Origin of the sequence: Streptomyces ossamyceticus, assembly GCF_001418475.1 — a bacterium.
Lineage (GTDB): Bacteria > Actinomycetota > Actinomycetes > Streptomycetales > Streptomycetaceae > Streptomyces > Streptomyces ossamyceticus.
Map to the genome: position 1 here is coordinate 1 of NZ_LIQX01000319.1, position 13,960 is coordinate 13,960.

General features: G+C 67.6%; 11 protein-coding genes, 1 tRNA gene and 1 pseudogene. 9 read left to right on the plus strand and 4 right to left on the minus strand.

Annotated features, from left to right (window positions below; genetic code table 11):
- The 6 genes and pseudogenes from AOK15_RS46160 to AOK15_RS23555 all read left to right on the plus strand — a co-directional run.
- A pseudogene (locus tag AOK15_RS46160) lies at positions 1-477 on the plus strand (hypothetical protein); the annotation flags it as partial.
- Between the two features lie 209 nt (positions 478-686).
- On the plus strand, positions 687-1,922 hold the full coding sequence (locus AOK15_RS23535; protein ID WP_055520088.1) for a branched-chain amino acid ABC transporter substrate-binding protein: 1,236 nt from the start codon (positions 687-689) through the stop codon (positions 1,920-1,922).
- Positions 1,923-2,033: 111 nt separating this feature from the next.
- Entirely contained in the window at positions 2,034-2,966 is a 933-nt protein-coding gene (locus tag AOK15_RS23540) for a branched-chain amino acid ABC transporter permease (protein WP_055520069.1), read from the plus strand.
- Between the two features lie 5 nt (positions 2,967-2,971).
- The gene (locus AOK15_RS23545) at positions 2,972-4,795 is read left to right on the plus strand and encodes a branched-chain amino acid ABC transporter permease (RefSeq protein WP_055520071.1); all 1,824 of its coding nucleotides are present in this window, start codon (positions 2,972-2,974) and stop codon (positions 4,793-4,795) included.
- 5 nt (positions 4,796-4,800) lie between these two features.
- A complete protein-coding gene (locus AOK15_RS23550; RefSeq protein WP_055520073.1) occupies positions 4,801-5,697 on the plus strand; it encodes an ABC transporter ATP-binding protein in 897 nt (298 codons plus the stop codon).
- Positions 5,694-6,410, plus strand: a complete 717-nt coding sequence (locus tag AOK15_RS23555) for an ABC transporter ATP-binding protein (RefSeq protein WP_055520075.1) — start codon at positions 5,694-5,696, stop codon at positions 6,408-6,410. The genes AOK15_RS23550 and AOK15_RS23555 overlap by 4 nt, the downstream gene beginning before the upstream one ends.
- 77 nt (positions 6,411-6,487) lie before the next feature.
- On the opposite strand, the gene AOK15_RS23560 is transcribed toward AOK15_RS23555, so the two are convergent.
- Positions 6,488-7,144 carry an ANTAR domain-containing response regulator gene (locus AOK15_RS23560; protein WP_055520077.1) on the minus strand — a complete coding sequence of 219 codons (657 nt, stop codon included), beginning with the start codon at positions 7,142-7,144 and terminating at the stop codon, positions 6,488-6,490.
- Between the two features lie 89 nt (positions 7,145-7,233).
- Between AOK15_RS23560 and AOK15_RS23565 the strand changes: the two genes are divergently transcribed.
- Both AOK15_RS23565 and AOK15_RS23570 read left to right on the plus strand, forming a co-directional pair.
- Positions 7,234-7,316 (plus strand) — tRNA-Leu (locus tag AOK15_RS23565).
- Positions 7,317-7,401: 85 nt separating this feature from the next.
- Positions 7,402-8,187 carry a sigma-70 region 4 domain-containing protein gene (locus AOK15_RS23570; protein WP_055520079.1) on the plus strand — a complete coding sequence of 262 codons (786 nt, stop codon included), beginning with the start codon at positions 7,402-7,404 and terminating at the stop codon, positions 8,185-8,187.
- A gap of 14 nt (positions 8,188-8,201) precedes the next feature.
- Here AOK15_RS23570 and pyk read toward each other — a convergent pair whose 3' ends face one another.
- Together pyk and AOK15_RS23580 are read right to left on the minus strand one after the other, a co-directional pair.
- Positions 8,202-9,641, minus strand: a complete 1,440-nt coding sequence (gene pyk / locus AOK15_RS23575; protein WP_055520081.1) for a pyruvate kinase — start codon at positions 9,639-9,641, stop codon at positions 8,202-8,204.
- A 143-nt stretch (positions 9,642-9,784) separates the two neighbouring features.
- A complete protein-coding gene (locus AOK15_RS23580; protein WP_055520083.1) occupies positions 9,785-10,492 on the minus strand; it encodes an SIMPL domain-containing protein in 708 nt (235 codons plus the stop codon).
- A 194-nt stretch (positions 10,493-10,686) separates the two neighbouring features.
- Here AOK15_RS23580 and AOK15_RS23585 point away from each other — a divergent pair, with 194 nt between their 5' ends.
- Positions 10,687-12,495 (plus strand): 5'-nucleotidase C-terminal domain-containing protein, encoded by a 1,809-nt coding sequence (locus AOK15_RS23585; protein ID WP_055520085.1) that lies wholly within the window; start codon positions 10,687-10,689, stop codon positions 12,493-12,495.
- A gap of 102 nt (positions 12,496-12,597) precedes the next feature.
- On the opposite strand, the gene AOK15_RS23590 is transcribed toward AOK15_RS23585, so the two are convergent.
- Positions 12,598-13,960: lysine N(6)-hydroxylase/L-ornithine N(5)-oxygenase family protein (locus tag AOK15_RS23590; RefSeq protein ID WP_055520087.1), on the minus strand; the 1,363-nt coding region annotated here is incomplete at its 5' end.

Below are 13,960 nucleotides of genomic sequence, written 5' to 3' on the forward strand. Positions count from 1 at the left end.
TTCCCGTCCCAGGCGGTGGACTTCACCTACCTGGGGACCGAGCCCCCGTCCGCGGACCTGCCGGCGAGGAGCTTCCGTTTCGGCGTCGAGGTCACTACGCGCGACGGGCCCACGGTCACCGTGACCCGTGTTTCTCAGCCCTATGCCGGACTCACCGTCTCGACGACACCCCGCCCGCCCTTCCGCAGCCCGGTCGGCGATGCCCGCACGATCGTCATCACCATGCGGGTGACGGATTGCGGGAAAGTCCCGAGGAACGTCGGACTGCCTTTCCTGGACGTAACTCTGCGTAATAGGCGCGCAATAGAAGACCACAGTTTCATCCTGGGCCGACGCTATGCCCGCGACCTCTCCGAAGCGATTCAAGTCGCCTGCAGCAACGACGCGATGTCACTACCAAAGACCAAGAACACTCCTGAAAACGCCGATGCACTTCCTGCGGCTTCTCACTATGTGGACTGGGCGAATCGGCCTTAATTCCTCGCATCCACCCACGGAGTACCGCTCTGCATTACGTCGTGTCATAACAAGAGCGTCACAGCCTCGGTCAGACCCTCCTCCACGTTCCCATCACACGCTTAGAGTCACGCCCAGTCACCGCGCCCTCGGATTCGAAGTCATTTTCGTCCCAGCGCTCGACTCGGCCCGCTCAACCAGGAGGGGCCGTGCCACGGAAAGGACTGATCGTGCGTCAACGCTCGCTCATCGCCATCACCGCCGCGCTGGCGGCGGGAGCTCTCACCCTCACCGCCTGCGGCTCGCGCGACGACAGCGCCGGCTCGGACTCCGAAGGAAGCGGCGGCGGCACCACTGTCGTCATCGGTGTCGACGCACCGCTGACCGGCGACCTGTCCGCGCTGGGTCTCGGCATCAAGAACTCCGTAGACCTCGCCGCCAAAACGGCGAACAAGGAGAAGACCGTCGAAGGCGTGACCTTCAAGGTCGAGGCCCTCGACGACCAGGCGCAGCCCTCCTCGGGCCAGCAGAACGCCACCAAGCTCGTCGCCGACAAGGACGTCCTCGGCGTCGTCGGCCCGCTGAACTCCTCGGTCGCCGAGTCCATGCAGAAGGTCTTCGACGACGCCAAGCTCGTCGAGGTCTCCCCGGCCAACACCAACCCGGCCCTGACCCAGGGCACGGACTGGCAGAAGACCAAGACCCGCCCGTACAAGTCGTACTTCCGCACCGCGACCACGGACGCCATCCAGGGCCCGTTCGCCGCCCAGTACGTCTACAACGACGCCAAGAAGAAGAAGGTCTTCGTCATCGACGACAAGAAGACCTACGGCGCCGGTCTGGCCGCCACCTTCACCGAGGAGTTCAAGAAGCTCGGCGGCAAGATCGCCGGCACCGAGCACATCAACCCCGACACCAAGGACTTCTCCGCGGTCGCCACCAAGGTGAAGAACTCCGGCGCGGACGTCGTCTACTACGGCGGCGAATACCCGCAGGCCGGCCCGCTGAGCAAGCAGATCAAGGCCGCCGGCGCCAAGATCCCCGTGGTCGGCGGTGACGGCATCTACAGCGCCGACTTCATCAAGCTGGCCGGCGCCAGCGGCACCGGCGACCTGGCCACCTCGGTCGGCGCCCCGGTCGAGGAGCTCCCCTCCGCCAAGGAGTTCGTGGCGAACTACAAGGCCGCGGGCTACAAGGAGGCCTTCGAGGCCTACGGCGGCTACTCCTACGACTCGGCCTGGGCGATCATCGAGGCCGTGAAGAAGGTCGTCGAGGACAACAACGGCAAGCTCCCCAGTGACGCTCGCGCCAAGGTCACGGCCGCGATGCAGAACGTCTCGTTCGACGGGGTGACCGGCAAGGTCTCCTTCGACGAGTACGGTGACGCCACCAACAAGCAGCTCACCGTCTACTCCGTCGAGAAGGGTGCCTGGAAGGCGGTCAAGTCCGGTACCTACACCGGCTGATCCACCACCGCACCACTCCTGAGCCGCGCGGGGCGCTGTTCCACTGGCGCCCCGCGCGGACTCGCATCCGGCCCCCCGTCGAAACATCCGAAACCTCTCGGAGGACATGCGGTGAACGAACTGCCGCAGCAGCTGGTCAACGGCCTGCTACTGGGATCCATGTACGGGCTGGTCGCCATCGGCTACACAATGGTCTATGGCATCGTCCAGCTCATCAACTTCGCCCACGGCGAAATCTTCATGACCGGAGCGTTCGGCGCTCTGACGATCTACCTGTACGTGCTGCCCGACGGCACGTCCATGGCAATCGCCCTGCCGCTGATGCTCATCGGCGCCGTTCTGGTCGCCGTCACCGTCGCTGTGGGAGCGGAACGATTCGCCTACCGCCCCCTCCGCAACGCCCCACGCCTCGCCCCCCTCATCACCGCGATCGGCCTCTCCCTCGCTCTGCAGCAGGCTGTGTGGGCCTGGTACCCGGGAGCCACGTCCGCCCTCGTCTTCCCGCAGATCGCAGGCGGCCCCTTCGAGATCGGCGGCGTCACCATCCAGACCGGTGACGTCTTCCTGCTCGTCGCCGCCCCCATCAGCATGGCCGTCCTCGCCTACTTCGTCATGAAGACCCGCACCGGACGCGGCATGCAGGCCACCGCCCAGGACCCCGACACCGCGAAGCTCATGGGCGTCAACACCGACCGCATCATCGTGATCGCGTTCGCCCTCGGCGCCACCTTCGCCGCCGTCGGCGGCGTCGCCTACGGCCTGAAGTACGGCCAGATCGACTTCCGCATGGGCTTCCTCCTCGGCCTGAAGGCGTTCACCGCAGCGGTCCTCGGCGGCATCGGCAACATCTACGGAGCCATGATCGGCGGCGTCGTGCTCGGCGTCGCCGAGACCCTGGCCACCGCCTACATCGCCGACATCCCGGGCATGGACCAGTTCGGCAGCAACGCCTGGGCCGACGTCTGGGCCTTCGTACTCCTCATCCTCGTACTGCTGTTCAGGCCACAGGGCCTGCTCGGCGAACGCGTCGCGGACAGGGCGTGACACCGATGACCACACAGACCACCGCATCCGAAACCCCCACCCCTGCCTCCGGCATGCCCGCCGGCCTCATCGGCCTCCCCCCGAAGACCGGCCTCGCACTCGCCCTCGGCGGCAGCGTCCTCACCATCATCTCCACGTTCCTCGCCTGGACCTGGACCGCCGCCTTCCCCGGCAAGCTCACCATCTACGGCTACCCGGGCGGCCTGCAGGTCCTCGTCCTCATCGGCGGCGCCCTGGCCACCCTCTTCTGCCTGGCCCGCTACGGCGTGAAGGGCCTCGGCTGGCTGGTACCCGCCGGCGCCGACGCAGCCATCAAGTTCGCCACCCTCGCCACCTTCGCCACCAGCTGGTACACGGTCCTCGCCATCAGCGTCGACCTCGGCGGCCTCGTCAACCTCGAACCCGGCGGCTACCTCGTCGCCGTCGCCAGCCTGGCCGCCCTCCTCGGCGCCCTGGCACTGCCCTTCGAGCGCCCCGAACCCGACCCGATCGACCCCGACGACACCGGCTGGGAGCTGTTCAAGCACCAAGCCCGCTACAAGTGGGAGACGGTCAAGGCGGTCTTCGCCTCCGGAACCCCGCGCCGCGTCGGCAAGCTCTCCTCCTTCGTCGAGATCCTGATCATCGTCGCCGTCATGGCGATCGGCCTGACCGTCTTCACCTACGGCATCGGCACCGAGTACGACGAGCTGTTCATCGGATTCATGATCACGGCCGGCTTCGGCTTCGCCGCCCTCAACAAGTCCGGCCTCGTCGCCCAGGCCTCCCAGATCACCGCCCGACACCAGAACATCACCATCTGCGGCGCCTTCGTCGCTGCGGCGATGTTCCCCTTCACCCAGACCGACGACCAGTACGCGACGATCGGCGTCTACATTCTGATCTTCGCCACGGTCGCCCTCGGCCTGAACATCGTCGTCGGCCTCGCCGGCCTCCTCGACCTCGGTTACGTCGCCTTCCTCGGCGTCGGCGCCTACGCCGCAGCCCTGGTCTCCGGCTCCCCCAGCTCGCCCTTCGACGTGCACTTCCCCTTCTGGGCCGCCGTCATCGTCGGCGCCCTCGCCTCCCTCGTCTTCGGCGTCCTCATCGGCGCCCCCACCCTGCGACTGCGCGGCGACTACCTGGCCATCGTGACCCTCGGCTTCGGTGAGATCTTCCGGATCACCGTCAACAACCTCGACGGCACCTCCGGACCCGACCTCACCAACGGCTCCAACGGCATCTCCTCGATCCCGAACCTCAACATCCTCGGATTCGACTTCGGCATCGAGCACACCATCGCCGGCTTCACCATCGGCCGCTTCGCCAACTACTTCTTCCTGATGCTGCTCATCACCGCCGTCGTCGTGCTCGTCTTCCGGCGCAGCGGTGACTCCCGCATCGGCCGCGCCTGGGTCGCCATCCGCGAGGACGAGACCGCCGCACTCGCCATGGGCATCAACGGCTTCCGCGTCAAGCTCATAGCCTTCGCCCTCGGCGCCGCCCTCGCCGGCCTCGCCGGCACCGTCCAGGCACACGTCACCTACACGGTGACGCCGGAGCAGTACCTGTTCGCCGGTGTGATCCCGCCCAACTCCGCCTTCCTGCTCGCAGCAGTCGTCCTCGGCGGCATGGGCACCATCAGCGGACCCCTCGTCGGAGCGGCCCTGCTGTTCCTGATCCCCAACAAGCTCCAGTTCCTCGGCGACTACCAGCTTCTCGCCTTCGGTCTCGCACTCATCCTCCTGATGCGCTTCCGCCCGGAGGGCATGATCCCCAACCGGCGCCGCCAGCTCGAGTTCCACGAAGAAGCGGAGGCGCCCACCGTCCTTACGAAGGCAGGGGCCTGACCACCATGACCACCGACACCACCACCAAGGTCGTCCCCACCGGTGAGACCGTCCTCGACGCCCGCGGCGTGACCATGCGCTTCGGCGGCCTCACCGCCGTACGCAACGTCGACTTCACCGTCAACGCCGGTGAAATCGTCGGCCTCATCGGCCCCAACGGCGCCGGCAAGACGACCTTCTTCAACTGCCTCACCGGCCTGTACATCCCCACCGAGGGCGAAGTCCGCTACAAGGGCAACGTCCTGCCGCCCAAGTCCTTCAAGGTCACCGCGGCCGGCATCGCCCGCACCTTCCAGAACATCCGTCTGTTCGCCAACATGACGGTCCTGGAGAACGTGCTCGTCGGACGCCACACCCGCACCAAGGAAGGCCTCTGGTCCGCCCTTTTGCGCGGCCCCGGCTTCCACAAGGCCGAAGCCGCCTCCCGCGAACGCGCCATGGAACTCCTCGCGTTCGTCGGCCTCGACTCCAAGGCCGAGCACCTCGCCCGCAACCTCCCCTACGGCGAGCAGCGCAAGCTGGAGATCGCCCGGGCCCTCGCCAGCGAACCCGGCCTCCTCCTCCTGGACGAGCCCACCGCCGGCATGAACCCGCAGGAGACACGAGCCACCGAGGAACTCGTCTTCGCCATCCGCGACAAGGGCATCGCCGTACTCGTCATCGAGCACGACATGCGGTTCATCTTCAACCTCTGCGACCGCGTCGCCGTGCTCGTCCAGGGCGAGAAGCTCGTCGAGGGCGACAGCGCCACCGTCCAGGGGGACGAACGCGTCGTCGCCGCCTACCTCGGCGAACCCTTCGAAGACGCTCCCGGCAAGGACGAGGTCGCGGAAGTCGAAGCCGCCGAAGCACACGCCGAGGCCGCCACCGACGCCGCGCCCGGCAAGGAGAACGACCGATGACCGCACTGCTCGAAGTCGAGGACCTCCGGGTCGCCTACGGCAAGATCGAAGCCGTCAAGGGCGTCTCCTTCAAGGTCAACGCGGGCGAAGTCGTCACCCTCGTCGGCACCAACGGCGCCGGCAAGACCACTACGCTCCGCACCCTCTCCGGCCTCCTCAAGCCCGTCGGCGGCCAGATCAAGTTCAACGGCAAGTCGCTGAAGAAGGTCCCCGCACACGACATCGTCTCGCTGGGACTCGCCCACTCCCCCGAGGGGCGGCACATCTTCCCGCGCATGAGCATCGAGGACAACCTCCGTCTCGGCGCCTTCCTGCGCAGCGACAAGCCCGGCATCGAGAAGGACATCCAGCGCGCCTACGACCTCTTCCCCATCCTGGGTGAACGTCGCAAGCAGGCCGCCGGCACCCTCTCCGGCGGCGAGCAGCAGATGCTGGCCATGGGCCGCGCGCTCATGTCCCAGCCGAAGCTGCTCATGCTCGACGAGCCCTCCATGGGCCTCTCGCCGATCATGATGCAGAAGATCATGGCGACGATCGCCGAGCTGAAGGCCCAGGGCACCACCATCCTGCTCGTCGAGCAGAACGCCCAGGCGGCGCTCTCCCTCGCCGACCAGGGCCACGTCATGGAGATCGGCAAGATCGTCCTCTCCGGCACGGGCTCCGACCTGCTGCACGACGAATCCGTCCGCAAGGCGTACCTCGGCGAGGACTAGCCACCGGACCCGCACACGAGGAGGCCCGCACCCCCTGGGAAGGGGGTGCGGGCCTCCTCGTACGCGCGGGGCCTCCGTCAGCCCTTCGCGGCCTTCTTCTCGTCGGCGTCCTGGATGACCGCCTCCGCGACCTGCTGCATCGACATCCTGCGATCCATCGACGTCTTCTGGATCCACCGGAACGCCGCCGGCTCCGTCAGCCCGTACTCCGTCTGCAGGATCGACTTCGCCCGGTCGACCAACTTGCGGGTCTCCAACCGGAGCGTGAGGTCCGCGACCTCCTTCTCCAGCTCCTTCAGCTCCGTGAACCGCGACACCGCCATCTCGATCGCCGGCACGACATCACTCTTGCTGAACGGCTTCACCAGGTACGCCATCGCGCCCGCGTCCCGCGCCCGCTCCACCAGGTCGCGCTGCGAGAACGCGGTCAGCATCAGCACCGGGGCGATACGCTCCTCGGCGATCTTCTCGGCGGCGGAGATACCGTCCATCTTCGGCATCTTCACGTCCAGGATCACCAGGTCCGGCTGGTGCTCCCGGGCCAGCTCGATGGCCTGCTCACCGTCACCGGCCTCGCCCACGACGGAGTAGCCCTCCTCTTCGAGCATCTCCTTGAGGTCGAGGCGGATCAGCGCCTCGTCCTCGGCGATGACGACACGGGTCGTGAGCGGAGGCACATGCGACTTGTCGTCGTCGGGCGCGTCGAGGGGCTGGGGCGACTCGGGGGCGGTCACGTGGGCTCCTTGTTCAGGGCAGGGGTACTGCTGACAAGAGGGTACCTAGCTGCGGCGCAGCGCGGAGAACCGGTACACTCTGCGGACCGGCCGGGTTGGTGGAACGGTATACACGGAGGTCTCAAACACCTCTGCCCGTGAGGGCTTGCGGGTTCGAATCCCGCACCCGGTACTGCCACCGAAAGCGGATGTCCACGTTCTCGTGAACATCCGCTTTTTGCTGCACGCGCCCACGATCGGTGACGCAAAGTAGTCGCATGATCTTCCATGGCACAGAGGTTCGGCAGCGAGCACTCACGCTTCATAGGGACGGCTCAACGAACGCGGACGTGGCCCGCGCACTCGACATCCCACTGGGCACGATCGGCTACTGGAAACACATGGATCGCGCCAAGCGCGGCGAGTGTCCCGGCCGCTCTCAACCCCCATGCCCACGTTGCGACGGTGCGTTGAATGTGTCGGCGTACGCCTACCTACTCGGCCTCTACCTCGGCGACGGGCACATCATCCAGAATCGCTCTATGCGGGCGCCCAGCCTGTCGGTCACCTGTGATGAGAACTATCCGGGGCTCATGGACGAGTGCGAGGCAGCCATGCGCTCGGTTTTCCCGGGTAACGCCGTATGCAGAGTCAGGCGCAAGGGCTGTCGAGAGGTGAAGCTCTACTCCATGCACATCTGGTGCCTCTTCCCCCAACACGGCCCCGGCAAGAAGCACGAGCGTCCGATCGTGCTCGCGAGCTGGCAGCAGGGCATCGTCGACGCCCACCCGTGGGAGTTCGTGCGGGGGCTCATCCACTCGGACGGGTGCCGTGTCACCAACTGGACCACCCGCCTCGTCGGTGGTGAGCGCAAGCGGTACGAGTATCCGCGGTACTTCTTCACCAACAAGTCGGACGACATCCGGCGGCTCTATACGGACACCCTCGACAGACTGGGCCTTGAGTGGACGCACTGCACCCGCCATGGGGACCCCTATAACATCTCCGTCGCCCGAAAGGCTTGCGTGGCGCTCCTTGACGCTCACGTCGGGCCCAAGCACTGACCACCCCCGGGCCCCTACCCCTTCGGGGCGTCGTCCTCGGCGATGTGGTGGATGTGGACCAGGTTCGTGGTGCCCGCGACGCCCGGTGGGGAGCCGGCGGTGATGACGACCGTGTCGCCCTTGCGGCAGCGGGCGTACTGCAGGAGCAGTTCGTCGACCTGGCCGATCATCGCGTCCGTGGAGTCGACGCGCGGTCCGAGGAACGTCTCGACCCCCCAGGTGAGGCTCAGCTGGGAGCGGGTGGCCGGGTCGGGGGTGAAGGCGAGCAGGGGGATCGGGGAGCGGTAGCGGGACAGGCGCCGGGCGGTGTCGCCGGACTGGCTGAACGCCACCAGGAACCGGGCGCCGACGAAGTCGCCGATCTCGGCGGCGGCGCGGGCCACGGCGCCGCCCTGGGTGCGGGGCTTGTTGTGCTCGGTAAGGGGCGGCAGCCCGTCGGCGAGCATGTGCTCCTCGGCGGCCGCGACGATGCGGCTCATCGTGCGAACCGTCTCGACGGGGTGTTTGCCGACGCTGGTCTCGCCGGACAGCATCACCGCGTCGGTGCCGTCGAGGACCGCGTTGGCGACGTCGCTGGCCTCGGCGCGGGTGGGCCGGGAGTGGTGGATCATCGAGTCGAGCATCTGGGTGGCGACGATGACCGGTTTGGCGTTGCGTCGGGCGAGGGCGATGGCGCGCTTCTGGACCAGGGGGACCTGTTCGAGGGGCATCTCGACGCCGAGGTCGCCGCGCGCGACCATGACGCCGTCGAAGGCGGCGACGATGTCGTCGAGTGCGTCGACCGCCTGGGGTTTCTCGACCTTGGCGATGACGGGGAGTCGGCGGCCCTCCTCGTCCATGACGCGGTGGACGGCGTCGATGTCCCGTCCCGATCGCACGAAGGACAGGGCGACGATGTCGAAGCCGGTGCGCAGGGCCCAGCGGAGGTCGTCCTCGTCCTTGGCGGACAGGGCGGGGACGGAGACGGCGACGCCGGGGAGGTTGAGGCCCTTGTGGTCGGAGACGATGCCGCCTTCGACGACCTCGGTGTGGATGCGGGGCCCGTCGACGGCGGTGACGTGGAGGGTCACTTTGCCGTCGTCGACGAGGATGCGTTCGCCGGTGGTGACGTCGGTGGCGAGGCCGTCGTAGGTGGTGCCGCAGATCTCGTGGGTGCCTTCGATGTCGGGTTCGACGGTAAGGGTGAAGGTGTCGCCGCGTTCGAGGAGTACGGGGCCTTCGGTGAAGCGGCCGAGGCGGATCTTCGGGCCTTGAAGGTCGGCGAGGAGGCCGACGCTGCGGCCGGTCTCGTCGGAGGCCTTGCGTACGTGGCGGTAGCGCTCCTCGTGTTCGGCGTGGTCGCCGTGGCTGAGGTTGAGGCGGGCGACGTCCATTCCGGCTTCGACCAGTGCCTTGATCTGGTCGTACGAGTCGGTGGCGGGCCCGAGGGTGCAGACGATCTTTGCTCGGCGCATGGTTCGAGCCTAGGGCTTACCCGCTGGTAGGGACTTGGAGGCACGTGACTACTCAACGGCCTTTGGGTGAAGGGTATTTGACAAGCAGTCACCAGGGAGTCGTCAAGCTGTGAAGCCGTGCGCCGGGCGTGGCGGGGAGGTGTTCACAGGGTGGGTGGGTGCAGGGTGAAGCGGGCGTTGACCTGGGCGTGGATGTGCTGGCGTTCGGGTTCGAGGTCGAGGGGGGCCGGTGCGACGTCCTCGGTGGCGTAGTCCATGGTGCGGGCGTAGGCGGCGGGGTGCAGGGGTTCGGGGGTCTCGGTGCCGAGGTCGGCGAGTTCGACGAGGGCGGCGAGGGTGGTGCCGAGTGCCTCGGCGTATTCACGGGCGCGTTGGACGGCTTCGCGGACGGCTTTCTGGCGGGCTTCGCGGTGGGCGGGTGAGTCGGGGCGGAGGGTCCATGAGGGGCCGTCGACGTGGGTGAGGTCGAGGTCGGCGAGGCGGGTGGTGAGTTCGCCGAGGGCGGTGAAGTCGGTGAGTTCGGCGGTGATGTGGACGCGGCCGTGGTAGGCGTGGACGCGTTCGCCGCGGCCTTTCTCCTTGAGCTGGGGGGTGAGGGAGAAGGTGCCGGTTTCGAGGCGTTCGACGGCGTCGCCGTAGCTTCTGACGAGGTCGAGGGCGGTGTGGTTGCGGCGGGTGAGGTCGTCGAGGGCGGTGCGTCGGTCCTTGCCGCGGGCGGTGACGGTGATGCCGATGCGGGCGATCTCGGGGTCGACCTCCAGGTGGGCGTCGCCGCGGACGGCGATGCGGGGGGCGTCGGGGGTGCCGTAGGGAAGGGCGGCGGGGTGCGGCTGTGCGGGGGTGTCGGTCATACGTCCCACTCTGTCACCGCGGGTCCGGTTGGCGTGGAGGACTGCGGGGTGCCGGTCACCAGATCGCAACCTGGGGGGTCTGTTGCTGGGTGGAATGTACGGGTCAGAATCTACGCGCGTTGTCGCGTGTGGCCTTTCTTCTTGTTCGCTGGTCTACGCGCGTTGAGATCCCGTTCCTCCCGAGGAGTACCGATATGGCCTTGAACCGCCGGAAGTTCCTGAAGAAGTCAGCCGTGACCGGTGCCGGGGTGGCCATCGCCGGTTCGGCTCTGGCGCCGAACGCGCAGGCGGCCGAGGCGACCGGCGGCCAGGAGAAGGCCCCGAAGCGGTACCGGTTCACCGTGATGGGGACGACGGACCTGCACGGCAACGTCTTCAACTGGGACTACTTCACGGACAAGGAGTTCGACGACAAGGCGCACAACGACGTCGGCCTCGCGAAGATCTCGACGCTGGTGGACCAGGTCCGCAAGGAGAAGGGGCGCGGCAACACGCTCCTCATCGACGCCGGTGACACCATCCAGGGCACGCAGCTGTCGTACTACTACGCGAAGGTCGACCCGATCACGGCCAAGGGCGGTCCCGTCCACCCGATGGCGCAGGCGATGAACGCGATCGACTACGACGCGGCGGCGCTGGGGAACCACGAGTTCAACTACGGCATTCCGGTGCTGCGGAAGTTCCAGGAGCAGTGTCGTTTCCCCCTGCTGGGTGCGAACGCGCTGGACGCGAAGACGCTGCGCCCGGCGTTCCCGCCGTTCAGCATGCACCGGCTGCGGACGCCGTTCGGCCGTGATGTGAAGGTGGCGGTGCTGGGTCTGACGAACCCGGGCATCGCGATCTGGGACAAGGCGAACGTGCAGGGGAAGATGACGTTCCCGGGTCTGGAGGAGCAGGCGGCGAAGTGGGTGCCGAAGCTCAGGTCGATGGGCGCGGACGTCGTCGTCGTGTCCGCGCACAGCGGTTCGTCGGGGACGTCGTCGTACGGTGACCAGCTGCCGTACATCGAGAACGCGGCCGGGCTGGTGGCTGAGCAGGTGCCGGGGATCGACGCGATCCTGGTGGGGCACGCGCACACGGAGATCCCGGAGTACTTCGTCACCAACAAGAAGACCGGCAAGCAGGTCGTGCTGTCGGAGCCGCTCAAGTGGGGTCAGCGGCTGACGCTGTTCGACTTCGAGATGGTGTGGAGCCGGGGCTGCTGGAAGGTCGAGAAGGTCGGTTCGCAGGTCCTCAACTCCAACGCGGTGGAGGAGGACCCGAAGATCGTGAAGCTGCTGTCGGACGAGCACGCGAAGGTCGTGACGTACGTCAACCAGGTGATCGGTACGAACGCCGCGGAGATGAGGTCGGAGGAAGCGCCGTACAAGGACGTCCCGATCATCGACCTGATCAACCACATCCAGGCGGACACGGTGAAGCAGGCGCTCGCTTCGTCGGAGTACGCGTCGCTGCCGGTGTTGTCGCAGGCCGCCGCGTTCTCCCGCAGCGCGGTGATCCCTGCGGGGAACGTCACCATCCGTGATGTCGCCGGTCTGTACGTCTTCGAGAACACGCTGGAGGCGCGTCTGATGACGGGTGCGCAGATGAAGGCGTACCTGGAGTTCTCGGCGAACTACTTCACGCAGACGGCGCCGGACGCAGTGGTGGACCCGGCGAAGCTGACGAACGCGAACGGTACGCCGGACTACAACTACGACGCGGTGAGCGGTCTGTCGTACGAGATCGACATCGCGCAGCCGGCGGGTTCGCGGATCAAGAACGTGCGGTTCGAGGGTGCGCCGTTGGCGGACGACCAGAAGTTCGTGTTCGCGGTGAACAACTACCGGGCCAACGGTGGCGGCAACTTCCCGCATGTGGCGGCGGCGCCGATGCTGTGGTCGAACTCGGACGAGATCCGTAACACGATGATCGCGTGGGTGAAGGCGAAGGGGTCGATCGACCCGGCGGCCTTCGCGTCGGTGGACTGGAAGCTGACCCGGAACGGCGCGCCGGTCTTCTAGGGGTTCGGTTCCCGGTTCGCGGGAGTGCCAGGTCGACGGCGTCGGCGCCCGGTGGGTGCGTCGACGCCGTCGGCGTGTGTGCTGTGTCCTCGCCGGTGGTGGTCAGCGCACGTCGGCCAGGGGGGTCAGGGTGCCCGTGGTCCGCTCGTGTCTGGCGCGGGGGATGTGGGGCCGGGGTTCGAGGCCGAAGGTGGTGAAGGCGGTGCGGCTCGGCAGGGGGTAGGTCTCCTTGCCGGTGAGGGTGTTGAGGATGGTGGCGCTGCGCCAGGCGGCGAGGCCGAGGTCGGGGGTGCCGACGCCGTGGGTGTGGAGTGCGGCGTTCTGGATGTGGAGGTGGCAGCCGGAGGCGGTGACCGACGGGTCGAGGACCATCCGGAAGTGTTCGTCGACCTTGGGGCGGTCGTGGCTGTCGCGACGGATGTAGGGGTCGAGTCCGGCGAGGAGGCGGTCGAGGGGACGTTCGCGGTAGCCGGTGGCTAGGACGACGGCGTCGGTGGTCAGGCGGGAGCGGGTGCCCTGCTCGGTGTGTTCGAGGTGGAGTTCGACCTTGGTGGTGGCGAGGCGGCCGGCGGTGCGGACGAGCACGCCGGGGGTGAGGACGGTGTCGGGCCAGCCTCCGTCGAGAGTGCGGCGGTAGAGCTCGTCGTGGATGGCGGCGATGGTGTCGGTGCCGATGCCCTTGTGGAGGCGCCATTGGGTGGCGACGAGCCGGTCGCGGGTGGTTTCGGCGAGGGCGTGGAAGTAGCGGGTGTAGTCGGGGGTGAAGTGTTCCAGGCCGAGCTTGGAGTACTCCATGGGGGCGAACGCCTCGGTGCGGCCCAGCCAGTGGAGTCCTTCGCGGCCGGCGGGCCGGTGGCGCAGCAGGTCGAGGAAGATCTCGGCGCCCGACTGGCCGGCGCCGATGACGGTGACGTGTCCGGCGGTGAGGAGGCGGTCACGGGCGTCGAGGTAGTCGGCGGCGTGGAGGACGGGGACGCCGGGGGCTTCGACGAGTGGCTTGAGGGGTTCGGGCACGAAGGGTTCGGTGCCGACGCCGAGGACGACGTTGCGGGTGTAGGTGCGGCCGAGAGCCGCGTCGCCCTCGGTGTCGAGGCGGGTGAAGTCGACCTCGAACAGGTCGCGTTCGGGGTTCCACCGTACGGAGTCGACGTGGTGGTCGAAGTGCAGGCCGGGGAGGTTCTCGCTGACCCAGCGGCAGTAGGCGTCGTACTCGGCGCGGTGGATGTGGAACCGCTCGGCGAAGTAGAAGGGGAAGAGCCGGTCGCGGGTCCTGAGGTAGTTGAGGAACGACCAGGGGCTGACGGGGTCGGCGAGGGTCACCAGGTCGGCGAGGAAGGGGACCTGGAGGGTGGTGCCCTCGATGAGCTGGCCGGGGTGCCAGTCGAAGCGGGGTCGTTGTTCGTAGAAGACGGCGTCGAGTTCGGTGAGGGGGTGGGCGAGGGCGGCGAGGGAGAGGTTGGCGGGG